At 69.8% G+C, this 23,835-nt stretch carries 23 protein-coding genes and 4 pseudogenes; 11 read left to right on the forward strand and 16 right to left on the reverse strand.

Annotation, left to right across the window (positions count from 1 at the left end):
- The first annotated feature begins 407 nt into the window (after positions 1-407).
- The gene (locus tag RZ84_RS16535; protein WP_043264964.1) at positions 408-1,418 is read left to right on the forward strand and encodes a hypothetical protein; all 1,011 of its coding nucleotides are present in this window, start codon (positions 408-410) and stop codon (positions 1,416-1,418) included.
- Positions 1,419-1,462: 44 nt separating this feature from the next.
- Here RZ84_RS16535 and RZ84_RS16540 read toward each other — a convergent pair whose 3' ends face one another.
- On the reverse strand, positions 1,463-2,146 hold the full coding sequence (locus RZ84_RS16540) for a TetR/AcrR family transcriptional regulator (RefSeq protein WP_241777732.1): 684 nt from the start codon (positions 2,144-2,146) through the stop codon (positions 1,463-1,465).
- A gap of 252 nt (positions 2,147-2,398) precedes the next feature.
- Between RZ84_RS16540 and RZ84_RS16545 the strand changes: the two are divergent.
- Positions 2,399-3,290, forward strand: a pseudogene (locus RZ84_RS16545) (alpha/beta hydrolase); the annotation flags it as partial.
- 414 nt (positions 3,291-3,704) lie between these two features.
- Here the strand turns inward: RZ84_RS16545 and RZ84_RS16550 are convergent.
- From RZ84_RS16550 to RZ84_RS16570, 5 genes are all read right to left on the reverse strand, one after another.
- A complete protein-coding gene (locus RZ84_RS16550) occupies positions 3,705-5,075 on the reverse strand; it encodes a dicarboxylate/amino acid:cation symporter (protein WP_043264966.1) in 1,371 nt (456 codons plus the stop codon).
- A gap of 514 nt (positions 5,076-5,589) precedes the next feature.
- Positions 5,590-5,880 carry a DUF4229 domain-containing protein gene (locus RZ84_RS16555; protein WP_043270047.1) on the reverse strand — a complete coding sequence of 97 codons (291 nt, stop codon included), beginning with the start codon at positions 5,878-5,880 and terminating at the stop codon, positions 5,590-5,592.
- A 145-nt stretch (positions 5,881-6,025) separates the two neighbouring features.
- Positions 6,026-6,550 carry a GNAT family N-acetyltransferase gene (locus tag RZ84_RS16560; protein WP_043264967.1) on the reverse strand — a complete coding sequence of 175 codons (525 nt, stop codon included), beginning with the start codon at positions 6,548-6,550 and terminating at the stop codon, positions 6,026-6,028.
- Between the two features lie 32 nt (positions 6,551-6,582).
- Positions 6,583-7,746, reverse strand: a complete 1,164-nt coding sequence (mqnE, locus tag RZ84_RS16565) for an aminofutalosine synthase MqnE (protein ID WP_043264968.1) — start codon at positions 7,744-7,746, stop codon at positions 6,583-6,585.
- A 211-nt stretch (positions 7,747-7,957) separates the two neighbouring features.
- A complete protein-coding gene (locus tag RZ84_RS16570; protein ID WP_043264969.1) occupies positions 7,958-8,416 on the reverse strand; it encodes an Lrp/AsnC family transcriptional regulator in 459 nt (152 codons plus the stop codon).
- A gap of 121 nt (positions 8,417-8,537) precedes the next feature.
- Between RZ84_RS16570 and RZ84_RS39765 the strand changes: the two genes are divergently transcribed.
- Positions 8,538-8,675 (forward strand): hypothetical protein, encoded by a 138-nt coding sequence (locus RZ84_RS39765; RefSeq protein WP_198539995.1) that lies wholly within the window; start codon positions 8,538-8,540, stop codon positions 8,673-8,675.
- On the opposite strand, the gene RZ84_RS16575 is transcribed toward RZ84_RS39765, so the two are convergent.
- Positions 8,672-9,409: a UbiX family flavin prenyltransferase gene (locus tag RZ84_RS16575; RefSeq protein WP_052229972.1), complete on the reverse strand. Its 738-nt coding sequence runs from the start codon at positions 9,407-9,409 to the stop codon at positions 8,672-8,674. The two genes, RZ84_RS39765 and RZ84_RS16575, sit on opposite strands and share 4 nt — an antisense overlap.
- Before the next feature lie 108 nt (positions 9,410-9,517).
- Between RZ84_RS16575 and RZ84_RS16580 the strand changes: the two genes are divergently transcribed.
- The gene (locus RZ84_RS16580) at positions 9,518-10,111 is read left to right on the forward strand and encodes a rhomboid family intramembrane serine protease (protein ID WP_043264970.1); all 594 of its coding nucleotides are present in this window, start codon (positions 9,518-9,520) and stop codon (positions 10,109-10,111) included.
- Positions 10,112-10,358: 247 nt separating this feature from the next.
- Here the strand turns inward: RZ84_RS16580 and mqnP are convergent, their stop codons facing one another.
- Together mqnP and RZ84_RS16590 are read right to left on the reverse strand one after the other, a co-directional pair.
- The gene (gene mqnP / locus RZ84_RS16585) at positions 10,359-11,261 is read right to left on the reverse strand and encodes a menaquinone biosynthesis prenyltransferase MqnP (protein WP_043264971.1); all 903 of its coding nucleotides are present in this window, start codon (positions 11,259-11,261) and stop codon (positions 10,359-10,361) included.
- 148 nt (positions 11,262-11,409) lie between these two features.
- A complete protein-coding gene (locus RZ84_RS16590) occupies positions 11,410-12,864 on the reverse strand; it encodes a menaquinone biosynthesis decarboxylase (protein WP_043264972.1) in 1,455 nt (484 codons plus the stop codon).
- An 87-nt stretch (positions 12,865-12,951) separates the two neighbouring features.
- On the opposite strand from RZ84_RS16590, the pseudogene RZ84_RS16595 reads away from it, so the two are divergent.
- From RZ84_RS16595 to RZ84_RS16605, 4 genes and pseudogenes are all read left to right on the forward strand, one after another.
- A pseudogene (locus RZ84_RS16595) lies at positions 12,952-13,365 on the forward strand (PLD nuclease N-terminal domain-containing protein); the annotation flags it as partial.
- Between the two features lie 215 nt (positions 13,366-13,580).
- A complete protein-coding gene (locus RZ84_RS16600; RefSeq protein ID WP_078894657.1) occupies positions 13,581-14,141 on the forward strand; it encodes a deaminase in 561 nt (186 codons plus the stop codon).
- An 89-nt stretch (positions 14,142-14,230) separates the two neighbouring features.
- Positions 14,231-14,395 (forward strand): annotated as a pseudogene (locus tag RZ84_RS36680) (DUF4291 family protein); the annotation flags it as partial.
- Positions 14,396-14,413: 18 nt separating this feature from the next.
- Positions 14,414-15,922, forward strand: a complete 1,509-nt coding sequence (locus RZ84_RS16605; RefSeq protein WP_043264974.1) for a recombinase family protein — start codon at positions 14,414-14,416, stop codon at positions 15,920-15,922.
- A gap of 48 nt (positions 15,923-15,970) precedes the next feature.
- Here RZ84_RS16605 and RZ84_RS38990 read toward each other — a convergent pair whose 3' ends face one another.
- The 7 genes from RZ84_RS38990 to RZ84_RS16630 form a co-directional block, all read right to left on the reverse strand.
- Positions 15,971-16,111: a hypothetical protein gene (locus RZ84_RS38990; RefSeq protein WP_157878841.1), complete on the reverse strand. Its 141-nt coding sequence runs from the start codon at positions 16,109-16,111 to the stop codon at positions 15,971-15,973.
- Positions 16,111-17,583: a replication initiator gene (locus tag RZ84_RS16610; RefSeq protein WP_241777733.1), complete on the reverse strand. Its 1,473-nt coding sequence runs from the start codon at positions 17,581-17,583 to the stop codon at positions 16,111-16,113. Before RZ84_RS16610 ends, RZ84_RS38990 begins: the two co-directional genes overlap by 1 nt.
- A gap of 741 nt (positions 17,584-18,324) precedes the next feature.
- Complete coding sequence (locus tag RZ84_RS16615) at positions 18,325-18,615, reverse strand: hypothetical protein (protein WP_043264975.1); 291 nt, start codon at positions 18,613-18,615, stop codon at positions 18,325-18,327.
- 225 nt (positions 18,616-18,840) lie between these two features.
- A complete protein-coding gene (locus RZ84_RS16620; protein ID WP_043264976.1) occupies positions 18,841-19,134 on the reverse strand; it encodes a helix-turn-helix domain-containing protein in 294 nt (97 codons plus the stop codon).
- On the reverse strand, positions 19,131-19,370 hold the full coding sequence (locus RZ84_RS16625; protein ID WP_043264977.1) for a DUF7848 domain-containing protein: 240 nt from the start codon (positions 19,368-19,370) through the stop codon (positions 19,131-19,133). The genes RZ84_RS16620 and RZ84_RS16625 overlap by 4 nt, the downstream gene beginning before the upstream one ends.
- On the reverse strand, positions 19,370-19,555 hold the full coding sequence (locus RZ84_RS38995) for a hypothetical protein (RefSeq protein WP_157878842.1): 186 nt from the start codon (positions 19,553-19,555) through the stop codon (positions 19,370-19,372). Before RZ84_RS38995 ends, RZ84_RS16625 begins: the two co-directional genes overlap by 1 nt.
- Positions 19,556-19,675: 120 nt before the next feature.
- Positions 19,676-20,860, reverse strand: a complete 1,185-nt coding sequence (locus RZ84_RS16630) for a helix-turn-helix domain-containing protein (RefSeq protein ID WP_043264978.1) — start codon at positions 20,858-20,860, stop codon at positions 19,676-19,678.
- 131 nt (positions 20,861-20,991) lie between these two features.
- Between RZ84_RS16630 and RZ84_RS16635 the strand changes: the two genes are divergently transcribed.
- From RZ84_RS16635 to RZ84_RS16645, 3 genes and pseudogenes are all read left to right on the forward strand, one after another.
- Positions 20,992-21,579, forward strand: a complete 588-nt coding sequence (locus tag RZ84_RS16635; RefSeq protein WP_052230496.1) for a flavoprotein — start codon at positions 20,992-20,994, stop codon at positions 21,577-21,579.
- Positions 21,576-22,058: pseudogene (locus tag RZ84_RS16640) on the forward strand (DUF4291 domain-containing protein); the annotation flags it as partial. The gene RZ84_RS16635 and the pseudogene RZ84_RS16640, both read left to right, overlap by 4 nt.
- Before the next feature lie 192 nt (positions 22,059-22,250).
- The gene (locus tag RZ84_RS16645; RefSeq protein WP_043264980.1) at positions 22,251-23,678 is read left to right on the forward strand and encodes an alkaline phosphatase family protein; all 1,428 of its coding nucleotides are present in this window, start codon (positions 22,251-22,253) and stop codon (positions 23,676-23,678) included.
- Positions 23,679-23,835: the final 157 nt, after the last annotated feature.

The raw sequence follows: 23,835 nt of genomic DNA on the forward strand, positions 1-23,835 counted from the left end.
AGATGCACGGCGGCCGTGGCAAATGGCGGTATCGGAGTTGCGGCGGACGGTGGGGCGGGTTTGGCCGGGCGCGCGGCGGGGCCCGGTTCCGCCGGACCTGTTCCGGCGCGCCGGTCGCGTCGCACGGGCGCCGCGGGACCGCGAAATCCGCAGAATTGCAGGCCTCAGCCCCCTCCGACCCCCCAATGACCCGGCGGTAACCTTACTTCCGGGTAAATTTACGCCGGAGCTCCGGTGCGGCCAAGAGCCGTACACGACATCCCCACACCGCGCGCCTCGTCCTTTCGACCGGGTGAACCTTGTCCAATATTCCGATGTGTCCGTATTGATCCGGAAATAGGTTGGAGTGTGTCGGTTTGCCGACGCCACTTCACGCGCATCGCACATCGAGAAGGGTTACGAGCTCCATGAAGACCTCCCGCATCTCCCCCGCCTCGCGCATCTCCCTGCGTGCCATCTGCACCGCCGCCGTGCTCGCCGGGGCCATGGCCGTCCCGGCCACCGCGTTCGCGGGCACGCCGGGACAGCAGGAACGGCCCGCGTCCGCCGACTCCGCGCACCGGGCGCCGACCAAGGGCAAGGTCAGGGCCGTCGACATCGGCGGCGGCATGGAAGCCGTGATCCACAACGGGGTCTGCGACCTCCAGGCCATCGGCAGCGGCAAGCCGTTCGCGACCCTGAGGAAGGGTCAGAGCTACACCAACGGCATCCACGTCTACTTCGACGGCCGGAACGTCAGCGCCAAGACGGAGGGCGGGAAAGCCAGGACGCAGAGCGAGCACATCCACGCCAAGATCAAGCCGAGCCCGTCCCGTACGGTCACGCTGTCCAACGGCGCGCAGGCCACCGTCCAGAAGGTCAACGGCAGCTACACGGCGAAGATCCAGCTCAAGAACAAGCGGATCGCCACCCTCGACTCGACCAGCCCGTCCGCCACCCACGACGGCGTGCGCTACACGGTGAACCCGAAGGACGGGAAGGTGGGGCTCCAGCGCCTGAAGAAGCGTCAGATGATGCACCGGATGCCGCACCGGGTGATCCACGTGCGGGCGCAGCACTCCCCGCAGCGCCACTTCAAGCGGCTGGTGACGAGCCGGCCGGCGACGAGCTACGCGCAGGCGCCCGCGGCGAGCCCCGCGCAGCCGACGGCGAACTACGCGGTCTACGCGAGCCCCGCACAGGCGCCGGTCACCGGCCAGACGCCGGCCACCGGTCAGACGCCGACCACGGGCCAGGCACAGCAGCCGTTCGGCGCCCAGCCGCAGACGCCGATGACGGGCCAGGCGCAGCAGCCGTTCGGCGCCCAGCCGCAGACGCCGATGTACGGCGGCGAATGGACGCACCGGTCGGAGCGCGGTGCGCAGGCGGACGCGATGGCGATGTCGTCCGCCTCCGCGAGCTCCGGCGGGGGCCGCTGACCGGGCGGTCGCGGGTGTGACCGGCGCGGCGCCGGGGCGGCTGTTCAGCCCCCCGGCGCCCAGCGCTCCCCGGCCATGAGGCGGCCCAGTCCCGCCCAGACGAAGTTCATCAGCGTGGCCGCGGTCTCCTTGGCCGTCGGCCGCTCCCGTTCGCCGGAGAAACCGAAGGCCGAAGTGCCGTCGGCGGTACGGGCGTTGGCCCACTCCGCGAGCGACTCCGCGGCGCCGACCAAGGCGTGCGCCAGGCCCGCCACCTCACGGTCGGCCAGTTCGCCGTCACAGCCGGCCTCCTTGGCGGCGGCACCGATCAGCACGGTCACGAACCGGACGATCTCCGCCCGCATCGCGGCCACCTCGACCGCGAACGGCTCCCCCTGCGTACGCGCCTGCTGATGCAGCACCGCCCATGCGTCGGGGTGGTCGGCGGTGTGCGCGAAGAACCCCTTCAGCCCGCTCCACAGCTGCCGGTCGGCCGCCGCGCCCGGCTCCACGGCCGCCGTGACGGCCGCCACCAGCGCCGCCGACTCACGCCGGATGACCGCGCTGAACAGCTCCTCCTTGGAGTTCAGATAGAGGTAGACCAGGGGCTTGGAGACCCCGGCCCCTTCGGCGATCTCGTCCATCGAGGCCGCCCGGTACCCGCGCCGCGCGAACGTCCGCACCGCGGCGTCCAGCATCTGCTGCTCCCGGACCGCCCGTGGCACCCGCTTGCTCTTCGCAGCTCCCACCCTGAATACCCCTCCATCATCCGCCCCCTTTACGGCATTTACCGCAAAGTAAGTTTACGATCTTCGCTCTTCGCGGCCCGGCGGGTTGACATGATCCCGCCATGTGGATGGACATGGCTCCGCGCGTGACGAGACGATACGTATCGCTTCACCGAGCTGGACCGGGTCGGGCCTGGCCTGGCCTGGCCGGCGCATGCCGCCCGCACCGGACCACGTCCCGCTCCCGCTCGCCCGCGCCCAGGAAGGCCCCGCATGCAGCGCTTCGTCGACGCCGCCCCGGCATCCGCCTGTGGACCGAACAGCGCGGCCCCGCCGACGCGCCCCCAGTGCTGCTGGTCATGGGCGCCCAGGCGAGCGGGATCGGCCGGCCGGAGCCGCTGGTCGACGCGCCGGCCGCGCACCACCGGGTCATCCGCTACGACCACCGCGACACCGGCCGCTCCACCTGGGCCTTCTCCCCCACCCTTCGGGCGGGAGGGGCCCCCATCCGCCCCTACCGGACCGCCGACTCGCCGAGGACGCGATCGCCGTACTGGACGGCCTCGGCATCGCACGCGCGCATCTCGTCGGGCTGTCATTGGGCGGCATGCTGACCCAGATGGCGCTCGCCGACCACCCCGACCGACTGCTCAGCGCCACCCTCATGGGCACCAGCGCCCTCAGTACCCTCCCGTACACCCGGCCGGACGGTGGCACGGTGCCCGTCGAGGAGCTGCCGGGCATCGCACCCGAGGTCCTGGAGATGCGGGCCTGCCCAGTGGCGGGCCTCGGCCGGGAGGCGGAGATCGCGCGCCGGATCGCACACTGGCGAGTACTCGCCGGTGGTCAACTCCCGTTCGACGAGGAGTACTTCCGCATCCTGGAAGAGCGCGTCATCGCACACACCGGGCACCATCGCGTCGGCACCGCCCACGGCCGCGCCGACGACGGCGGGATGCCGCGCACCGAGCAGCCGGCCCGGAACGAGGTGCCGGTGCCGGTGATCGCCGCCCCGGCCGAGCCGGTGTTCCCGCCGCCGCACCCGCGGCATCTCGCCCAGGCGGTCAACGGCGCGTACACCGTGGAGATCCCGGACATAGGGCACGCCCTGCCACCGCACGTCCAGAGGCCACTTGCGGCGGCGATCCTGGCGCACACGGGGGCCGTGGACAGCCTTCAGGCGGACGCCGGTCCCGGGCCCGCCTCGCCGAACCGGCTCTGGGCGGAGGCCAGTTCCGGCCCTTCATCCCGAACAAGCCCTGGGCGGGGTTCAGTTCCTCCCCGACCTCCTCGGACTGGACTTGGGCCAGTTCCGGTCGTCGCGGCCGACGAAGACCGTCCCGCGGGCCACCGCCGGGGGGGGGACAGGACGAAGTCCCGGTGGCGATGGGCCATTTCCCAGTGGCCGGTGACGGCGTCCAGGGCATGGAGGGACCTGTCTCGCACCGGACACGGCTCATTCGCCCCCCGGCCGAAGCCGGCGGCGAGATCTTCTCCCCCGGCTCACCGAGGCGGTGCGCACGGCTGCGCCCCGACCCTTTCCGGGGCCGGAACGCAGCCGTTGGGCAGGTCGGGGCGGCTAGACGGCGGCCGCGACGGTGACCTTCTCGGACTCGGCGTCCGCGGGGTCCGTGTCGATGTCGGTGTCGCCGATGCGGATGCTGGTGGCGTGCGTGTAGGCGTCGTGGTCCAGGATCTTCTCGCGGGCGGAGACCAGGATCGGGATGACCGATTGGCCTGCGACGTTCGTGGCGGTTCTCATCATGTCCAGGATCGGGTCGATGGCCATCAGCAGGCCGACGCCCTCCAGGGGGAGGCCCAGGGTGGAGAGGGTCAGGGTCAGCATGACCGTGGCGCCGGTGAGGCCGGCGGTGGCGGCGGAGCCGATGACCGAGACGAAAGCGATCAGGACGTAGTCGGCGATGCTCAGGTGGACGTTGAAGATCTGCGCGATGAAGATCGCGGCGATCGCCGGGTAGATCGAGGCGCAGCCGTCCATCTTGGTCGTGGAGCCGAACGGGACCGCGAAGGAGGCGTATTCGCGCGGCACGCCGAGGCGTTCGGTGACCTTCTGGGTGACCGGCATGGTGCCGACCGAGGAGCGGGAGACGAAGGCCAGCTGGATGGCGGGCCAGGCGCCGCGGAAGAACTGGAGCGGGTTGACCTTGGCGACGGTGGAGAGCAGGAGCGGGTAGACGCCGAAGAGGACCAGGGCGCAGCCGACGTAGATGTCGACGGTGAAGGTCGCGTACTTGCCGATGAGGTTCCAGCCGTACGTCGCGATGGCGTGGCCGATGAGGCCGACGGTGCCGATCGGGGCGAGGCGGATGACCCACCACAGGGCCTTCTGGAGCAGCTCCAGGGCGGCGCGGCTGATCTTGAGGACCGGCTCGGCCTTCTCGCCGAGCTGGAGTGCCGCGATGCCGGCGACGGCCGCGATGAAGACGATCTGGAGGACGTTGAGCTGGGTGAACGGCGTGATGACGTCGGTGGGCACGATGCCGGTCAGGAAGTCGATCCAGGAGCCGGTGTGCTGGGGGAGCTTGCCGTCCTTGGGGGTCAGGCCGGTGCCCGCGCCGGGGTGCGTCAGCAGGCCGATGGCCAGACCGATCGCGACCGCGATGAGCGAGGTGGCCATGAACCACAGCAGCGTGCGGGTGGCGAGCCGGGCGGCGTTGTTGACCTGCCGCAGGTTGGTGATCGAGACCAGGATCGCGAAGAAGACCAGGGGGGCGACGGCCAGCTTGAGCAGCTGGACGAAGAGGTCGCCGATGTGCTCCAGGGTGGAGCCGAGCCAGCCGATGTCACCGCTCTTGGCGATCCAGCCGAGCAGCACGCCGAGGGCGAGGCCGGCCAGGATCTGCACCCAGAACGGGATCCTGGGTATTCGGGAGGACTTGGGCGACCGGGGCGCCCGGTCGGACGCGGGGGTCTGGGCAGACGTGGACAACGGACACACTCCGGGGACAGGTCAGACGTAGGACGCGGGGCGTCGGGAACGGCGTGAAGGGGCGCCAGGAGGTCCGTACGAACAGGCAGGGATCTCCGGCCGCTGGAAAGGGCGTCAGCGGCGGCGACAGGCCGCGGACAGACAGCGGCAAAGATCGACGTGCAGGCGCTCCACGAGCGGGACGCTCATGGGGGTCGAGGGCGCGGCTGCTGTCTTCATGTCCGATACGTTAACACTTGAACTTTGGGGAACTCAAAGAAAATCTTTGGGATGCGGAGAGCCGGGAGGCCGCCGGCCGGACACGCAAAACGGTGCCCGGTCCGGGGAGTTGGGACTCCGCGGACCGGGCGCGGTCGGTTTCACGGGGGCGGGAGGGGCGTCGGCGTGACGCGTCTTACAGCCCGCTTCTCGGGAGGGGTCGTACAGAGGGGTCCGTACAGGGGGGTCCGTACAGGGGGGCGCAGAGGGGGCGTGCAGGGGTGCCCGCGCAGGCACCGTCCCGTGCCCTGCCGGCCTAGGCCCTGTCGTCCTCCATGCTCTGGTTGGCGACCAGCCGCTCCTTCTGGCGGTCCACCTTGGCCACGATCTGCTCGGACATCGCGTCCCGCTGCTTGCGCAGCAGCACGAAGCTGAGCGGCGCGGAGATCACGATGGCGAGCAGCAGCAGCCAGATGGTGTTGGAGTTGCCGACGCCGAGCGGAATGATCCGGAAGTAGGCGAGCACCCACACCACGGCGAAGCAGGCGACGAACAGGCCGATGCGAAGGGCGGTGTAGCGGAGCGTGGCGAACTTGTGGCTACTCACGGACGGGACCTTCTTCTCAACGGCAACCGAAAGGGTCTGCTTCCAGTCAAGCACAGCTCCCGGGGCGATCTTCCGGGCCCCCGGCACGGGACGGTTCCGGCACGGGACGGATCCGGCCGCCGGACGGTGCAGGCCACCGGACGGTTCAGGCCAGGTCCAGCCACATGGTGACGTCGTCGCGGAAGTCGCCGTCGGCGAGTTTCAGCCCGCGGGGAACCCGGCCGATCTCGCGGTAGCCGCAGGTTTCGTAGAAGCGGCGCAGGCCGGTGCCGCCGCGGCAGGTGAGACGGATGCCGATCATGCCGTCGATCCCGCGGGCGGTGTCGGCGACCGCGGCCATCAGGGCGCGACCGACGCCCCGGCCCTGGAGGGCGGGGCGGACCATGACGGTGCCGGCCCACAGCCAGTGGCCGTACATCGGGTGCCGGTTGAAGGCGAGAAACGCGGTGGCGGCGATCCGGCCGTCCGCGTCCCGGCCGATGATCAGGCGCTCGCGGGCCTCGGCCAGGGCCGTCAGGTGCCGGAGCAGCTCGGGGCGGATCTCCTCGGGCGTGACGGGCGGTATGAAGCCGACCGCGCCGCCGGCGTTGCTGACGTCCGCCCACAACGCGCAGATTCCGTCGCGGACTTCCGGGGTGACCGAAGGGTCCAGGTCGAATCGCACGTTCATGACCCGGACCCTACTGCGCGCCACCGACAGCGTCAGAGGCGCATCGGCTGCGGGGCCTCGCGGCGCTCCGGGTCCGGGCCCGGGTACTCGCGGATGGTCTCGTAGCGGGTGTTGCGCTCGACGGGGCGGAAGCCCGCGTCGCGGATCAGCTCCAGCAGGTCGTCGCGGGTGAGCTTGTTCGGCGTCCCGTAATTGTCCGCGTCGTGCGTGATCTTGTACTCGACGACCGAGCCGTCCATGTCGTCCGCGCCGTGCTGGAGGGCGAGTTGCGCGGTCTGGACGCCGTGCATCACCCAGAAGACCTTGACGTGCGGGACGTTGTCGAAGAGGAGCCGGGAGACCGCGAAGGTCTTGAGGGCCTCGGCGCCGCTGGCCATCGTCGTCCGCGCCTGGAGCTTGTTGCGGACCTTGCCGTCCTGCATGTCCACGAAGTCGTGCTGGTAGCGCAGCGGGATGAAGACCTGGAACCCGCCGGTCTCGTCCTGGAGTTCCCGCAGCCGCAGCACGTGGTCGACGCGGTGCCGGGGCTCCTCGATGTGCCCGTACAGCATCGTGCACGGGGTCTTGAGGCCCTTCTCGTGCGCGAGGCGGTGGATCCGCGACCAGTCCTCCCAGTGGGTGCGGTGGTCGACGATGTGCTGGCGGACCTCCCAGTCGAAGATCTCGGCGCCGCCGCCGGTCAGCGACTCCAGGCCGGCGTCGATCAGCTCGTCGAGGATCTCGGAGGCGGTCAGGCCGGAGATCGTCTCGAAGTGGTGGATCTCGGTGGCGGTGAACGCCTTCAGGGAGACCTGCGGGAGGGCTTCCTTGAGCGCCTTGAGGGAGCGCGGGTAGTAGCGCCACGGGAGGGTCGGGTGCAGGCCGTTGACGATGTGCAGCTCGGTGAGGTTGTCGTTCTCCATCGCCTTGGCGAGGCGGACGGCCTCCTCGATGCGCATCGTGTACGCGTCCTTCTCGCCCGGCTTGCGCTGGAAGGAGCAGTACGCGCAGGACGCGGTGCACACGTTCGTCATGTTGAGGTGGCGGTTGACGTTGAAGTGGACGGCGTCGCCGTTCTTCCGCGTGCGCACCTCATGGGCGAGCCCGCCCAGCCACGCCAGGTCGTCGGACTCGTAGAGGGCGATGCCGTCCTCGCGGGTCAGCCGCTCCCCGGCGTGGACCTTCGCCTCCAGCTCGCGCTTGAGGCCCACATCCATCGACGCAGCCATCCGGTCGCCTCCCACTGTCTGTGTGTGTCACTGGCCGTTTCGTGCACTGGCCGTTTCGTGCGAAAAACGGGCTTCGCCGAGCCTACTCCCCCGGTTTCGCGGCGGACGGAGGCCCCTTGGGGCCCGGGGGCGACCCGCGCCCCGGGGCCCCGGCGGGCCGGCCGGGAGGCGCCCCGCCCGCCACGTGCCGGCGCCCTGTCTACGCGACCTCTTCGGGCAGCTCGCCGACGCGGTTCTCCCACTTGGTGGAGAGCACGATGGTGGTCCGCGTACGGGAGACGCCCTTGGTGCCGGACAGCCGCCGGATGGTGCGCTCCAGCCCGTCCACGTCGCCCACCCGGACCTTGAGCATGTACGAGTCGTCGCCGGCGATGAACCAGCAGTCCTCGATCTCGGCGAGGTCCTTGAGCCGGCGGGCGACGTCCTCGTGGTCGGCCGCGTCCGACAGGGAGATGCCGACCAGGGCGGTGACGCCGAGACCGAGCGAGGCGGCGTCGACCGTAGCGCGGTAGCCGGTGATCACGCCGGCCGCTTCGAGGCGGTTGATCCGGTCCGTGACGCTGGGTCCGGAGAGGCCGACGAGCCGGCCGAGCTCCGCATAGGAGGCCCTGCCGTTCTCGCGAAGTGCCTGGATGAGCTGCCTATCCACCGCGTCCATGCCCTCTAGCCTTCCAATCTTTCTGCGTTTTTGCGTTCTGCATGTAGAATCTAAGGCATCAGGGCTTTCGGCCCTGCGATTCTCTATACGATCAACGACGATCTGCACAGGAGTTGTCACCGTGTACTCGATCGAGATGGCCTACGCCCGCATGCGCGAGCTGCAGGACCAGGCCAATCGTTCACGTGCCGCCCACCAGGCCGCCACCCCGCGGGCCCGCCGCCGCCTCGGCCGGGCCGCCGCCGCGAAGAAGCGCTAGGGAGCGTTCGGGGCCTCCCCCTTGGAGCCACCCCGCAGCTCCCCTTCCCAACGCCGGTACAAACCGTGCGGCACCTCCGCCGCATCGAGGACCCGGCCCGCGACGAAGTCCACCAGATCCTGGATGTGCGTCGCCCCCGCGTAGAACGCCGGAGAGGCGGGCAGCACCACCGCGCCCGCCTCGTCCAGCGCCACCAGAGCCCTGAGCGTCTGCCCGCTGAGCGGGGTCTCCCGTACCGCGACCACCAGCCGGCGCCGCTCCTTGAGCGTCACGCTCGCCACCCGCTGGAGCAGATCCTTCGACAGCCCCAGCGCCACCCCGGCCACACACGCCGTGCTCGCCGGGACGATCAGCATCCCCTTCGCCGGGTAGGAACCCGACGACGGACCCGCCGCCAGATCCCCGGCCGGCCAGTACCGGACCGGTGCCAGCGACTCCTCGGTGACCGGGAACGTCTCCGGCTTGCCGTCCGCCCCGCGCGCCAGCCACTCCCGCAGATCCCTGCGCCAATGGGCGTCGCGGAAGGCGATCCCGGTCTCGTCCAGCAGGGTCAGCCGCGACGCCCGGCTGACGATGAGGTCCACCGACTCCCCGGCCGCGAGCAGCCCCCGCACCACGGACGCGGCGAACGGCGTCCCGGACGCGCCGGAGATCCCCACGACCCACGGGCGGCGGCCCGGGTCCCGCGTACCGGTGTCGGTCTGCTTGCTGATGTCGTTGTGCGGCGGCTCCACGGATCGAGCCTATCCGGCGGAACCACCGGGGCCGTCACGACCGTTCTTACCTGTGCGCCCGGACGGAGCCGGGAAGGCGCCGGGCAAGCCGAGGACGAGGGGGCGGAGATGACATCACGGGCCAGGTCCGCGGCCGGCCTGATGCTGGGCTGGATCGCGCTGCTGTGGGTCCTGGAGGGCGTCGACCTCGTCAGCGGCAACGCCCTCGACAGCCTCGGCATCCAGCCCCGGGACCTCGGCGGGCTCGCCGACGTGGTGCCCGCCGCCTTCATCCACTTCGGCTTCGGCCATCTGGCGGCCAACACCCTCCCGCTGCTGGTGCTCGGCTTCGTCGCCGCGCTGCGCACCGGGGTCCGGCGGTTCCTCGCGGTGGTGCTGCTGATCATCCTCGTCAGCGGCGTGGGCGTCTGGCTCACGGCCGCACCGCACAGCAACACCGCGGGCGCCTCCGGCGTGGTCTTCGGGCTCTTCGGCTTCCTCCTGGTGCGCGGCTTCATCGAGCGCAAGCTCCTCGACGTCGGCATCGGCGTCGCCGTCGGCGTGGTCTACGGCTCCATAGTCTGGGGCGCGCTGCCGACCGACAGCGGGATCAGCTGGCAGGCCCATCTGTTCGGGCTGATCGGCGGGGTGCTGGCGGCGTTCGTCTGCCGGGAGCGCGGCCGGGCCGTGACGGCCGGGGCCGCTGTCCGACCCGTCCCGTAATCCCGGGAGCGGGTTGCGACGGGGATGCCGGAGCCGCGGCCGGACCACCGCCGGGCGCGGTGCACCACGGCACACGGCGGGGCGCACGACGACACACGGGGCATGCGATCTGACCGACCGCCGGCGGCCGGCCGGGACACACCGTCAGGCCGTCGTCCCGGCCGGATCGCCGCTGTCAGGACGTCAGGACGCAAGCGCGTCAGAGCGCAAAGGCGGCAGGGCGTCAGAGCAGCAGGGCGTCAGGGCGTCAGGGCGTCAGATCGCGGACGAACAGGTCGAGCAGTGCGCAGACGAACAGCGCGATCCCGATGAAGCTGTTGACCTGGAAGAACGCGCGGTTGAGCCGCGAGGTGTCGTGCGGGCGGACGATCGCGTGCTCGTAGCAGAAGGCCGCCGCCACGATCACCAGCCCGGCCCAGAAGAAGACGCCGGCGCCGATCGCGACGCCGTACCACGCCAGCAGCGCGGTGGTGACGACATGGCACCACCGCGCCCCCCAGAGCGCGCCCGGCACACCGAAGCGGGCCGGTACGGACAGCACGCCGTTCGCCCGGTCCGCCTCGACGTCCTGGCAGGCGTAGATCAGGTCGAAGCCGCCGATCCAGATGCCGACCGCGAGACCGAGGATCACCGACTCCCAGGACCACTCGCCGGTGATCGCGATCCAGGCGCCGATCGGGGCCATCGCCTGCGCCAACCCGAGGATCGCGTGCGGGAAGTTGGTGAAGCGCTTGCCGTACGGATAGACCACCATCGGGATCACGGCGACCGGCGCCAGCGCCAGGCACAGCGGGTTGAGCAGTGCCGCCGCGCCGAGGAAGACGACCACGGCGACCAGCGCGCCGGTCCAGGCGGAGCGGACCGAGACCGCGCCGGTGACCAGCTCGCGGCCGGCCGTGCGCGGGTTACGGGCGTCGATCTCCCGGTCGATGATGCGGTTGACGGCCATCGCGAAGGTCCGCAGGCCGACCATGGCGACGGTGACCAGCAGCAGCCGGATCCAGTGGACGTGCCTGTCCAGCTGGTGCATCGCGGTGAACGACGCGATGTAGGCGAAGGGCAGCGCGAAGACCGAGTGCTCGATGACGACGAGGCGGAGGAACGCCCGGGTCCTGCCCGGCTGCGGTACCGCGGCAGCGGACGCACTCATGCCGGCACCTCGCTTCGCTCGGCCCCGCCTGCGCGCGGCGCGCACCTCTTGAGAGTTCTCCCCCTGGGGGTGAGAGTTCTCCCCCTGGGGGCACCTCCCGGCGTCAGCCGGGGGACTTCGGCCGGGCGGATCCCCGTGCCAGGCTCGCTCACAGCCCGTACTCCTTCCAGCGGCGGTCGACCAGCGCGGCCGTCCGCGGGTCCGACTCGACCATGTCCGGCCAGCCGCCGTCTCGTGTGTAGCCCTCCTCGGGCCACTTCTTCGTGGCGTCGATGCCCGCCTTGCCGCCCCAGAACTGCTGGTACGAGGCGTGGTCGAGGTGGTCGACGGGGCCTTCGACGACGGTCAGGTCGCGGGCGTAGTCGGTGTTGCCGAGCGCCCGCCAGGACACCTCGTGGAGGTCGTGCACATCGCAGTCCGCGTCGACCACCACGATCAGCTTGGTCAGCGACATCATGTGGGCGCCCCAGATGGCGTGCATGACCTTCTGGGCGTGCTTCGGGTACTTCTTGTCGATCGAGACGATCGCGCAGTTGTGGAAGCCGCCGGACTCCGGGAGGTGGTAGTCCACGATGTCCGGCACGATGATCTTGAGGAGCGGGAGGAAGAACCGCTCGGTCGCCCGGCCCAGCGGCCCGTCCTCGGTCGGCGGGCGGCCCACGACGATCGACTGGAGCAGCGGCCGGCGGCGCATCGTGACGCAGTCGATCTTCAGCGCGGGGAACGGTTCCTGCGGCGTGTAGAAGCCGGTGTGGTCGCCGAACGGGCCCTCCGGCAGCATCTCGCCGGGCTCCAGCCAGCCCTCGATGACGACCTCGGCGTGGGCCGGGACCTGGAGCGGGACGGTCTTGCAGTCCACCATCTCGATCCGCTTGCCCTGGAGGAAGCCCGCGAAGAGGTACTCGTCGATGTCGCCCGGCAGCGGCGCGGTCGAGGCGTACGTCACGGCGGGCGGGCAGCCGAAGGCGATGGCGACCGGCAGCCGCTCGCCGCGCCGGGCGGCGACCTGGTAGTGGTTGCGGCTGTCCTTGTGGATCTGCCAGTGCATGCCGATGGTGCGCCGGTCGTGGCGCTGGAGGCGGTAGAGGCCGAGGTTGCGGACGCCGGTCTCGGGGTGCTTGGTGTGCGTCAGGCCGAGGTTGAAGAAGGAGCCGCCGTCCTTGGGCCAGGTGAACAGCGCCGGCAGCCGCTCCAGATCGACGTCGTCACCGGTGAGCACGACCTCCTGGACGGGGGCGTCGCCCTTGACCTTCTTCGGCGGGACGTGGGTCATGTTCGCGAGCTTGCCGAACGCCTCGCGGACGCCGACGAAGCCGTGCGGCAGCTCGGGCCGGAGCAGTCCGCCGATCTTCTCGCCGATCTCCTCGTACGCCTTGAGGCCGAGGGCCTTCAGGAGCCGGCGGTCGGTGCCGTAGACGTTCATCGCCAGCGGCATCGACGAGCCCTTGACGTTCTCGAAGAGCAGCGCCGGGCCACCGGACTTCTGCACCCGGTCCACGATCTCGCCGACCTCCAGATACGGGTCGACCTCGGCCTTGATGCGCTTGAGGTCGCCCTCGCGCTCCAGGGCCCGCAGCAGGGAGCGAAGATCGTCGTAAGCCATGCGCTCCAGTATCCGGTACGCACTACCCTGTACGGGTCACCGGGCCCCGGCGGGGGCCCGCCGCCATCCGCAGGGGGACCGTCCGCCATGCTCAGGTATCTGCCGTTCCTGCTGGTGCTGGCGCTGTGGATCTACGCCTTCATCGACTGCCTCAACACCCCCGAATCGCAGGTCCGCGGGCTGCCGAAGGTGGTGTGGGTGATCGTCATCCTGCTGTTCGGCGAGGTGCTGCTAGGGCCGGTCGCCTGGCTGGTGGCGGGCAAGGCGCGCCACCCGGCGCAGGGCGGTGGCGGCAGCACGCCGTCCGAATGGCACCGCAACCACGGCGCGAACGGCCGCGGGACGTGGCTGGCCCCGGACGACAACCCCGAGTTCCTGCGGTCCCTCAAGGAAGAGTCCGCATCGTCTCCAGGCGTGAAGGACGAAGCGCTGCTGAAGGACTGGGAGGCCGACCTCCGGCGCCGCGAGGAGGAGCTTCGGCGAGGGCAGCAGCCCGGGAAAGGCACAGCGGGCGCAGCAGGGACAGCAGACGCAGCGGGCACAACGGGCCCGGAGGGCACCGCCGACCCGGAGGGCACCGCCAACGGCCCGCAGGGCAGGAGTGGCCAGGGCGGCCCGGAGGACAACACCCCGCCGCCCGCCAAGGACTGAGCCGTACGGCCGCGCGGCCGTTGCCGTGGGGCGGCCGGGCGAGCAGAGTGACCGGCATGGACGCCATGGACGCACGGGATCCGAGCCGGACGCAGGACTGGGGGCAGGACCGCGACGAGTTCCGGCTGCACGGCGGCGCCGACGGCCACAGCGACCCGACCGGGCACCGCGACCACGTCCAGGAGCAGGCCCGTGCGATGCTGGCGACCGCCGTGGCGGAGGCGAAGGCGGGACTGGCCGAGGGCGGCATCCCGATCGGGGCGGCGCTCTACGGCCCGGACGGCGCGCTGCTCGGCCGCGGCCACAACCGCCGCGTCCAGGACGGTGACCCGTCGCTGCACGCCGAGGTCGCCGCCTTCCGCGCGGCCGGCCGGCAGCACGGCTACCGCGGCACCACGATGGTCACCACCCTCTCGCCCTGCTGGTACTGCAGCGGCCTGGTCCGTCAGTTCGGCATCTCCCGGGTCGTCATCGGCGAAGCCCGGACCTATCACGGCGGCCACGACTGGCTGGCCCGGCACGGGGTGCGGATCGTGCTGCTGGACGACCCCGAATGCACCGCGATGATGCGGGAGTTCATCGGGGCGCGGCCGGCGCTGTGGCAGGAGGACATCGGCGCCGGGTGAGGCGCGGGGTTCCCCGGCCCCGGCCGGTGCGCCCGCTGTGGCGCATAATCCGGTGGTCCGCGCGCCGCACCGTCCGCCAGGATGCGGCCATGAACACCGGCACCACCGAACCGCCGCGCCGCATCCGGGCGCTGCACACCGCCGAGACCGTCACCGTGTACCAGGCGTACGCGCCCGCCCTGGGCCTGCCCGCCGCCCGGGACGGCCGCTTCCCGGCGGCCTGGAAGCGGACCCGGATGACATGGATCAAGCCGCGTTCATAGTCTCTTTCCATGACGCCAGACGCCAACGACCAACGGAAGCAGGCACGTTCACAGCGAGCACTCCGGGCAAGCCAGGCCGCCGGCACCCAACGGGCCAAGCGGAGTCACACCAGCTGGGAAGGGGAATCCGCAGCGATCTACTGCCGGATCTCCCACGCGAACGACGACGATCAGACCGGAGTGGAGCGGCAGGAAGGTATCTGCCGAGAGGTCGCCACGCGCCTCGGACTCACGGTTGCAGAAGACCAAGTATTCGTGGACAACAACCGGTCGGCGTGGCAGCGCAAGCGGAAGCGCCCGGGGTGGGATGCCCTGCTTGCCGAGGCCCGCAAGGGGCGCATACGCCACGTGCTTACGTACCACCCTGACCGCCTGATGCGTCAGCCGCGCGATCTGGAAGAGCTCTTGCAGATCGCCGACGATCACGACATCACCTTGCACGGCCAGGCGAACCGGCGCGATCTCGCGGACCCCGATGACCGGTTCTTCCTGCGTATCGAGGTGGCTCACTCGTGCCGCTCCAGCGACGACACGTCGCGCCGGCTCATCGATTCCATGGTCGACCGAGCCAAGGACGGCAGGCCGCACACAGGCCGACGCCGGTACGGGTACGACAAGACGGGGATGGAGATCATCCCCGAAGAGGCCGCCATCGTGCGGGAGGTCTTCACTCGCTACCTGGACGGGGACAGCCCGGTCCGGCTGGCTAAGGATCTGTACGAGCGAGGAGTGAAGACCGCCGAAGGACGAAACTGGAACGCGACCCGCGTACGCGATCTTCTCGACAACCGCCACGTCACAGGTATTCGCGTCTTCCGGGGTGAGGAGATCGGCGATGGTGAATGGCCCGCGATCATCGATCGCGGCATGTGGTTGGAGGTCAAGGACCGGCGCGCCTACCGGGCCGCAGCGTCAGCCACCAAGGGCGAATCCGACAGGTTCTACCTGCTGCGCGGCATCGTGATCTGTACTGGATGCGGCAAGCCGATGGGAGGCGCCGCAACGAAGTACGTCTGCAACCACACCCACCGACTTGATGTGCCGCGCTGCAATCGGGCAGTCAAGGCCGCCCACGTCGAGAAGTTCGTCACCAAGGCAGCGCTCTACCTGCTGGAGAACCTTGACCTCGCGGAAGCCCCGACCGCATCGTCTCTGTCGGAAGAAGACCAGGCAGCGATCGAGGCCGACCGGCAGGAACTCGATGAGCTCAAAGAGATGTGGAAGAACCAGGAGCTCAAAACGCGGGAGTACCGCGAGATGCGGAAGACGGTAGAGGCGCGCATCGCTGAAGTGGAGCGAAAGATGATCGTCCGGCCGACTGCGGAGGTCCTGGACGGTCTCGTTGGTCCTGACGCCCGTGAGAACTGGAAAGCTCTGGAAGAGGCAAAGAACTACCAGCGCATGAATGCGGTGATGCGGTTTCTGTTCGCCGAGGTGAGAATCAAAGAAGCCACGAAAAAGGGCCGTCAGTTCGACTACGGCAGGATCGACATAGAGCAGAACCCGATCTGGCAGTAGCCGCATCGGACGAGGAGGGGCCCGCGATTGTGGGCCCCTCCAGTCGTCTCACTCGATCTTTCCCCCGGGCTGACGCTCCAGAAGCCGCGCCAGGCGCCTTGCCGCTTCCGGGGTGATCTTGGTGGAGAACTTCTTGCAGACACGGTCCAGGTGCCGGGCCATCTCTGCATCTTGATCGTGCTTTGCCATCAGCCCTCCCCCGACCAAGCGAGCTCTTCGCGTGCGATCTCGCTGTTAGTTGCGAGGTCTTCGGCAATGCCGGCGGCGAGAAGGGCCGCGCCGGGGGTGTGGCCGGAGCCGACGTAGCGCCAGGCCGCATCGGTGACCGTGTCCAGATGACCGACCTCTTCGCCGGTGTGACGCTGATGGTCGGCTCGTTCCGCTCGGAGTGCCGCGTACGTGGTGGAGTAGTGGCGTGACTTGGTGAGCACGTGGCCCCGGAAGCCGAGCGTGTGAGCCCATGCGCGGAGTCGTAGGTGTTCCAGCTCGGCGAGGCCGCCCAGGCGCCAGCAGGTGCCCATCAGGGCCCGCACGTGACCCGGCACGGGAGCCGCGCGGATGTCGTCCAGGCCCGAGACTGCATGATCGAGTCCCATTGCCGTATCCGCAGCGCCCTTGGTGACGTACTTCGCCACGTACGCGGCGACCGCGTCATCCGACAGGCCCTCATCTTTGCCGAAGGCACGGATAGGCCGCACATCCAACTCACGGCCCATACCGAGTAGTTCGGTCCCGAACGCGTGAGATTCGGGCACCCGGATACTCGCCGCAGCGGCAGCCGACCGGACAGCCTCAGCGAGGAGTTCCCCGGTAGCCCACGCCGGAGGCAGATCACCAGGCCCCGCCGGACCGTCGAGGCGCACGACAGCGTGGAAATGCACAGCCGCACGCCGCTGATACTCGGCGACCTTCGCGAACGACACCACCACGTGACGCCCGAGCTTCGAGCGCGGTATCTCCGCAGCCGTGGCTAAATGGCGGCGCACACCCGTGGTGAACCGATCCCACAGCCGCCCGGCATGGGCGTGCCACAGCACGTGCCCCACGTAGTCGTAGCAGTCCGCGCACAACGGCAGACCGACCAGCGGATCGCCGTCGACATGGACCTGGCCGCAGCCGAGGGGACGCCCGTGCTCGCAGACCGGGCCATCCCGACGAGGCCGGCAGCGCTGCCCGTCAGCCGTATGGTGCACCGGGCCGAAGCCGGGCGCCGTCAGCGTGACGAACAGCCGGGGCCGCCCCCGTACAGCATCAGGGACACTCTTGCCGCCCACGAGGCCGGAGCGGACCAAGTGGAACGTGTCCCCCGCGTGCAGGCGCGAGCACGGAGCACAGACCGTCGCACGCCGGTTGCGGCAACGCACGGCCAGCCGCTCACCGGGCTCATCCGCCGTCGAGTAGGACGAGACCACCTCACCCGTGGACGCGTCCCGAGTGATGGTCGTGCCGGACAGGTAGACCGGGTGCGCACATCCGCCAACAGCGGTGATCTGCTCCAGCCAGCGGCCGAACAGCGGATCGCCGGCCAAGCGGACAAGGTCACGGTCCTCCTCTGAAAGGGCATGCAGCCGCTCTTGCCGCGCCAGCTCGGCGGAGCGGGACGCAGGGTCGACGAACGATGCGGGAATGCGAGGGAAGTTGGCGCCGGAATCGGCAGACATAACGTGGCCTCCACAGCCTGAAGTCGGGGAGCAATTCGCGAACGTTCATGGGTGTTCCTTTTCGTTGAACTGACAGCACGTCAGTTTGGTGTACGCCCAGGTCAGACGCACTGTAAGTCATCTTTATATTCTACCAGTTGGGGCCTTCAGCGGCCCCGAAAATCCGCCCCGAAATTGCCCCTTAGAGCCAGCCCCGGACTGCGTGAATTCCCATCGGGTGCGGAGGCTTACGCGCTTCGTCGGAGCGTCCATTCCTGCGCCGGGCGCGCACCGGTCCTGCCGCCATCCGGGCAGCGGGCGGCGTGGCGGAAACTGTCTTCACTTACTCCAGGGCGCGCCTTCGGCGCGCCGGGCGGCCCTGCCGCCTCGGCCGGGCGTGCGGCCTTCGGCCGGTCCCGTCCGGTCGGCAGCCGCCCGCGACCTCAGCGCACCTGAGCCGTGCGACAGACCGCACCCTTACCCGCTTCCCGTCGCCGTGGGCCGGGGCGCTTCGGCTGGGGCGGACGACCTCCGAGACTTGAGCCACCTCCCCGGATGGGGCCCCTCGCCGGACAAGGCCAAGGGGCCCATCGGACGGAAAACGCGGGCAGGCAGCAGCCCGCCCGATTCGCCTGGGCAGCGTAAGGCCCCTTGACCATGCCCGGCCCCCATCCGGGCAGGACACCGGCCCAACTCTCGGAGCCCGCCCGCGTGCCCACAGCGCGCCACCCAGGCACCGCACGTCCCGACGCCGGCTGCCCCTCACCCCGCCTTGCGCCACTTCGCCGCCGCCACACGCGCCAGCATGGCCACCTCACGCGCCGTCGCCGCCGGCACCTCCAGCCGCACCACCCCGGAACCGTCTGCGGCCGAGACCGCCCGGAGCTTCGCCCCCGTCATCTCCACACCAGCAACCGTCAACGCGTCGCCCAGCTCTGCCACCGCCCGCTTCGCCTCACGCCAGCCAGTCACGTAGTCCACGCCACGCACCCACAGCACCGCGTCAGGGTCCAGGCCATCCGCCTCGAAGCCTTCTCCCCCGATGTCGCACATATCGTCACTTCCCTTTCCTTGCTAAGTAGTTGAGCAGCACATTCACCGAGCCCACCGCGTGAACGCACGACGACGGCCCCGGTACCATCGGCACCGGGGTTCGCGAGAGTGGGCCCCAGCCGGACCACCCCGCGCCTGCCAGGGTCTAAGGGGTGGTCCGGTGTGACATCTGCGGTTGTTGTGCGGAAGATCAGCACCAGCCCCAGGAGGGGTGGCAGATTTCTGTCAGCGATGCCGCCGCAACGCGTGGTACAAAGTGTTGGGCGTGATCCCGAACTTCTCCGCGATCTCGCGATGCGTCATGCCGTCGCCGCGCAGCCGTCCGTACTCCGCCACCGCCCTACGCGATGCCGAGTCTGGATACGCTGTTGCTCGTAGCGGAACGCGATGACGCCGCAGCAGGTCGTAGAGCGTCCACGTCGAGATCCCGAACCGCTCCCGCAACCGCTCCACAGGCAGCCCTCCTTTGTACAGCGCGACGATCTCCACCGCCCGCTGCTCACGGTCGTAAGCAGTCACCCACGAGCCTCCTCTACGAGGGAGGCCCGGAAGAACGTGGTGACCACGCACCGGAACCCGGTGTGCCCCGTACGCCCTGCGTGCCGCAGGCACCACACGTCCGGCCCCTCAGCCGCGTCCGCCGCGCCCGACTCGTCGCCGCAGGTCATGCACTGCTGCTCATAGATCGGGCCGCTGCCCGAGGTATCGACCTTCAGGGCCCAGTCCGCGAACCGCCACACAGCCTTGGCTGCCATCAGCGCACCACGTCCAGAGCTTCGCCAGGATGCACCCGCAGTGGCTGCCCCGTCTTGAAGACGATCATCACGACCGGACCACCTGACGCGATCCGGTCGTTCCGCACGGCCTTGACCTCCTGCCACCGGCCGCGCACGCTCACCAAGTCCCCGCGCCGCACCCGCAGCGCCGTCATTCTCGCCATCGCACATCGCCTGCCCCCGGCTACCGCCGTCTTCAGATCGGTTGAGCTTCCATGCTGGCGACAGCAGAAGCCCCCAACTTTCACACTTGGGTGAAAGCCGGGGGCTGAGCGGTGAAAGATCTACAGACCCACCCAGGCCGCAAGGTGATCGAGGGTGTCCGGGGTCCGGCGACGCTGTTGGACAAGACCCCGGATGGCCTCACGCGCCCCAGGGTGATACCGGGTCTGCTGCGGCGCCAACCGCCGGGCCGTGAGGAGCGACTTCAAGGCCGTCTCTGAACGCCCCGCCTCCATCTGCGCCCGTGCGATGTCCACGTAGAAGTGAGAAGCACGGGACACGGCCCAGTCAGCAGGGATGCGCATGTCGGCACCGTGGCGCAGCGCTTCCCCGTAATCCCGAAGCTCGACGTTCGCGGACACGGCATGGGCTGTGACGTTCGTCGGGCCGAACGAGAGCCAGTGGACGTCCACCGCCTCACCGACCTGTTCCGCGTATGACCGTGCCCTGTCGAGGTGGGTGTGCACCAGGTCCGCATCCTCCGCACGCGCAGCGATGACGCTTGCGCCCAAGTGCAGTTGACCGGCGACGGCAGAGCGCTCACGCGAGTCAGGTGCCTGTTCCGTCAGGCTGTGCCCGGAGCCGATCAGCCGTTGCCCGATGGTGTACTCGCCTTCGCGGAAGTAGACCAAGGCCCTCATGTACTGGCGCACGGCGCCCAAGAGCGGATCAGACGCGCGGTGCGCCGCCCAGTCCATACGATCGAGTGCCACCGTCGAGAGGTCGAAGTAGCCCAGTTTCACGGCGATGTCATGGGCGGTGCGGTAGGTGCTGGCCAAGGCCGCCCACAGCTCCGACGACGAGGCACGGTGCGCAGCAGTCGTGATCTCCGCGATCACACCTGGAAGGCCACGTGCCGCGTCGTGCAGCTTCGTCGCACGCACTTGATGGCACAAAGCCTCGGCAGCAGCGACCAGTTGGGCAGTCGACCGAGCGCTGATGGACGGATCGGCACCGAGGTCGTAGAGATCGAGCGCTTCCCGGATCGGCCGGATCAACTCGGCCAACCGATCTTGTTGCAGCTCGGAGACGTAAGGCTGGCCGGTCAGCGCCGTGACATCGACGCACAGCACCTTCGCGATCGCCGCCACCAGGTCAGGGCTAGCCGGCTTGTGCCCTGTCTCCACCTGAGTCAGCAGGCTGTAGGAGAAGGGGATCTTCGCTGCAAGCCCACGTTGTGTGAAGCCGGCTCGCTTGCGCTGAAACGCGATGCGGGTTCCCGTGTGTTCGTCGCCGGAGAAGGGCATGCCGGGCTCCAATCCGTGGCGTGCTGGCTAGAACGCTACCCCTCCCACAACGAGCGAGACGAGCGATCGGGCGGCGGCCCCGGCGCAAACTGCGCTTGCACTACCGGGCCCACAAGCTGTGGACTGCCACCGTGGCCACGCAACGAGTTCTCTACCTGCTGGGCAGCGCTGCCCCGCCCGTGCTCCATGTCGCCGACGTCGTAGAGCGCGCGAAGCGACAAGGCTGGGACGTATGCCTCGGGCTGACGCCCACCGCCGCACGCTGGCTCACCGACGAGCTGCCCGCCTTGGAGAAGCTCACCGGCCACCCTGTCCGCAGTGAGTACAAGCTCCCCACCGAGCCGGACGTGTGGCCACGCGCCGACGTCGCGGTGGTCGCCCCCGCCACCTTCAACACGATCAACCAATGGGCGCTGGGGATCACCGACAAGTTCATCGTGGGGTTCGCCGCCGAGGGCATCGGCAAGAAGATCCCGTTGGTCACCATGCCGTGCGTCAACGCGGCCTACGTCCAGCACGCCCAGTTCGCGCGCAGCATCGAGACGCTGCGTGCCATGGGGGTGCACGTCCTGTACGGCGAAGGCGGGTTCGTGCCCAACGAGCCGGGCAAGGGACGGCCTGACGCCTATCCATGGCATCTCGCTTTGGAGGCCGCCGAACGTGCCGTGGACCAGTCCCTGACAGCCCTGGATCCTAAAAGGACTACGAACGAGGCTTGACATGGATCAAGCCCTCGTTCCTGTGGATGATGTACCGCTGCGGGTGGGGCACGAAGGCGGACCAGGAGACGGTGCTCGCCGTCGAGATCGACCGGGCCGGCTTCGACTGGGCGCTCGGCAACGCCTGCCTGTCGCACCACGACCCCGGCGAGTATCCCGACCGGGCGGCCTGGCAGCGGGAGTTGCGGCGGTCGCCGGCGCGGGTGCAGTGGGACCCGGAGCGCGATCTGCGGTTGCGTCCGCTGCCGTATCGTTCGCTTCAGCTGGGGCTCGGGGGAGAGGCGTCGCGGCGGTACGCGGACGCCTGGACGGTCGGCATCCGGGATGTGACGGCGCTGGCGCGCGAGGTCCATGCGCTGGTGCGGGCCGGGAAGCTCACGGCGGCCCGGGCCCTGCTGCCGGAGGAGCGGCCGTACCCGGCCCCCGAGGGAACTCCGGGCGTAAGCCGCGTGTCCGCGTCAATCGCCACAAAGGCGTAATCGGAACGGTGCGCCGGCGGTCGCGCGCTTCGTCATGTGACGTATGAGGCGTATGGCCGGTCAGCCAACTCTGGTCTGTTCACGGCCAATTGATGCATCGTTCAGCAACCTCCCCCTGCCCGCGAAACTGCCCCGACGTCACAGTCGGGACGGCCCACTGAGGGCTCACGCGACTCAGGGAGAGTGGCACAAATGCCCGACATGACCCGACGCAGACTCCTCGGCTCGGCTGCCGGCGCGCTCGGCGGGGCCGCCGCGCTGTCGCTGCTGCCGCCCAGCGTCCAGAAGGCCGTCGCCGCCGGTCCGCCGCGTCACGGCTCGCTCCGCGACATCGAGCACGTCGTCATGCTGATGCAGGAGAACCGTTCTTTCGATCACTACTTCGGCACCCTGCGCGGCGTCCGCGGCTTCGCGGACCCGGACGCGATCGAGCTCCCCGACGGCCGGTCCGTCTTCTACCAGCCGGACCCGCAGAACCCGGACGGGTATCTGCTGCCGTTCCGCCTCAACACCCACACCTCCAGCGCCCAGGCCATCCCGTCCACCAGCCACGCCTGGTCCGTACAGCACGAGGCGTGGAACGGCGGCAGGATGGACCGCTGGCTGCCGGCGCACCGCAAGGCCGACGGCGTCAACGGCCCGTACGTGATGGGCTACCACACCCGCCAGGACATCCCGTTCCAGTTCGCCCTCGCGGAGGCGTTCACCCTCTGCGACAACTACTTCTGCTCCGTCTTCGGCCCGACCTGGCCGAACCGGCTGTACTGGATGACCGGCACCCTCGACCCCGGCGGCACCCGGGGCGGGCCGGTCCTCGACAACACCGCGCCCGAGCCGTACCGCTGGACCACCTATGCGGAGCGGTTGCAGAAGGCCGGCGTCGGCTGGAAGGTCTACCAGGAGGAGGACGACTACGGCTGCAACCTGCTCAAGCAGTTCCAGACGTTCCGGGACTCCAAGCCGGGCAGCGCGCTGTACGAGCGCGGGATGCGGCCGGGGCCGGCCGGCGCCTTCGAGGAGGACGCCCGCAACGACAGGCTGCCGGCCGTCTCGTGGATCATCCCGACCAGCTACCAGTCCGAGCACCCCGACTTCCTGCCGGCCGCCGGCGCCGACTTCGTGGCCCGGAAGATCGAGGCGATAGCCGCCAACCCCAAGGTGTGGGCCAAGACGGCCTTCATCCTCAACTACGACGAGAACGACGGCCTCTTCGACCATGTGCCGCCGCCGGTGCCGTCCAGGGGGACGAAGAACGAGTTCGTGCACGGCCTGCCGATCGGCGGCGGCTTCCCCGTCCCGTGTCTGATCGTCTCGCCCTGGACGGTGGGCGGCTGGGCGGCCGGCGACGCGTTCGACCACACCTCGGTGCTGCAGTTCCTGGAGCGTTTCACGGGCGTCGAGGAGCCCAACATCAGCGCCTGGCGGCGCGACACGTTCGGCGATCTGACCTCGGCGTTCGGTTTCCACAGCCCGGCGCACCACCCGCCGCGGCTGCCGCACGACACCGCCCGGCAACTGGCCGAGGCGAAGTGGGAGGTGGCGCATCTGCCCAAGCCGAAGCTGCCGGGTGCCGCACAGCAGCCGCCGCGGCAGGAGCACGGCGGGCGCAAGCGCCGCTGACCGCCGCCCGACCCGTCCCCCCCGACCGCGCCCCGACCGTCCCCGGGCCTCCTCTCCGGCCTCACCCCGACCTCGCCCCGAACCCACCGACCTCGCCCCGGCCTCGTCCGCGACCGCATCCCTGACCGCTTCCGTGACCGCATCCGTGGTGTCCGTA

Source organism: Streptomyces sp. CT34 (assembly GCF_000805335.1).
GTDB lineage: Bacteria > Actinomycetota > Actinomycetes > Streptomycetales > Streptomycetaceae > Streptomyces.

Excerpts from the sequence above, each read along its gene's own strand:
- RZ84_RS16580 (WP_043264970.1), top strand. The coding sequence starts at position 9,518 with ATGACATCACGGGCCAGGTCCGCGGCCGGCCTGATGCTGGGCTGGATC.
- mqnE (WP_043264968.1), bottom strand. The coding sequence starts at position 7,746 with ATGGATGTGGGCCTCAAGCGCGAGCTGGAGGCGAAGGTCCACGCCGGG.
- RZ84_RS16560 (WP_043264967.1), bottom strand. The coding sequence starts at position 6,550 with ATGAACGTGCGATTCGACCTGGACCCTTCGGTCACCCCGGAAGTCCGC.
- RZ84_RS38990 (WP_157878841.1), bottom strand. The coding sequence starts at position 16,111 with ATGGCAAAGCACGATCAAGATGCAGAGATGGCCCGGCACCTGGACCGT.
- RZ84_RS16600 (WP_078894657.1), top strand. The coding sequence starts at position 13,581 with ATGGACGCACGGGATCCGAGCCGGACGCAGGACTGGGGGCAGGACCGC.
- RZ84_RS16625 (WP_043264977.1), bottom strand. The coding sequence starts at position 19,370 with ATGGCAGCCAAGGCTGTGTGGCGGTTCGCGGACTGGGCCCTGAAGGTC.
- RZ84_RS38995 (WP_157878842.1), bottom strand. The coding sequence starts at position 19,555 with ATGGCGAGAATGACGGCGCTGCGGGTGCGGCGCGGGGACTTGGTGAGC.
- RZ84_RS16605 (WP_043264974.1), top strand. The coding sequence starts at position 14,414 with ATGACGCCAGACGCCAACGACCAACGGAAGCAGGCACGTTCACAGCGA.
- RZ84_RS16630 (WP_043264978.1), bottom strand. The coding sequence starts at position 20,860 with ATGCCCTTCTCCGGCGACGAACACACGGGAACCCGCATCGCGTTTCAG.
- RZ84_RS16570 (WP_043264969.1), bottom strand. The coding sequence starts at position 8,416 with ATGGACGCGGTGGATAGGCAGCTCATCCAGGCACTTCGCGAGAACGGC.
- RZ84_RS16535 (WP_043264964.1), top strand. The coding sequence starts at position 408 with ATGAAGACCTCCCGCATCTCCCCCGCCTCGCGCATCTCCCTGCGTGCC.
- RZ84_RS16610 (WP_241777733.1), bottom strand. The coding sequence starts at position 17,583 with ATGTCTGCCGATTCCGGCGCCAACTTCCCTCGCATTCCCGCATCGTTC.
- RZ84_RS16615 (WP_043264975.1), bottom strand. The coding sequence starts at position 18,615 with ATGTGCGACATCGGGGGAGAAGGCTTCGAGGCGGATGGCCTGGACCCT.
- mqnP (WP_043264971.1), bottom strand. The coding sequence starts at position 11,261 with ATGAGTGCGTCCGCTGCCGCGGTACCGCAGCCGGGCAGGACCCGGGCG.
- RZ84_RS16590 (WP_043264972.1), bottom strand. The coding sequence starts at position 12,864 with ATGGCTTACGACGATCTTCGCTCCCTGCTGCGGGCCCTGGAGCGCGAG.
- RZ84_RS16645 (WP_043264980.1), top strand. The coding sequence starts at position 22,251 with ATGCCCGACATGACCCGACGCAGACTCCTCGGCTCGGCTGCCGGCGCG.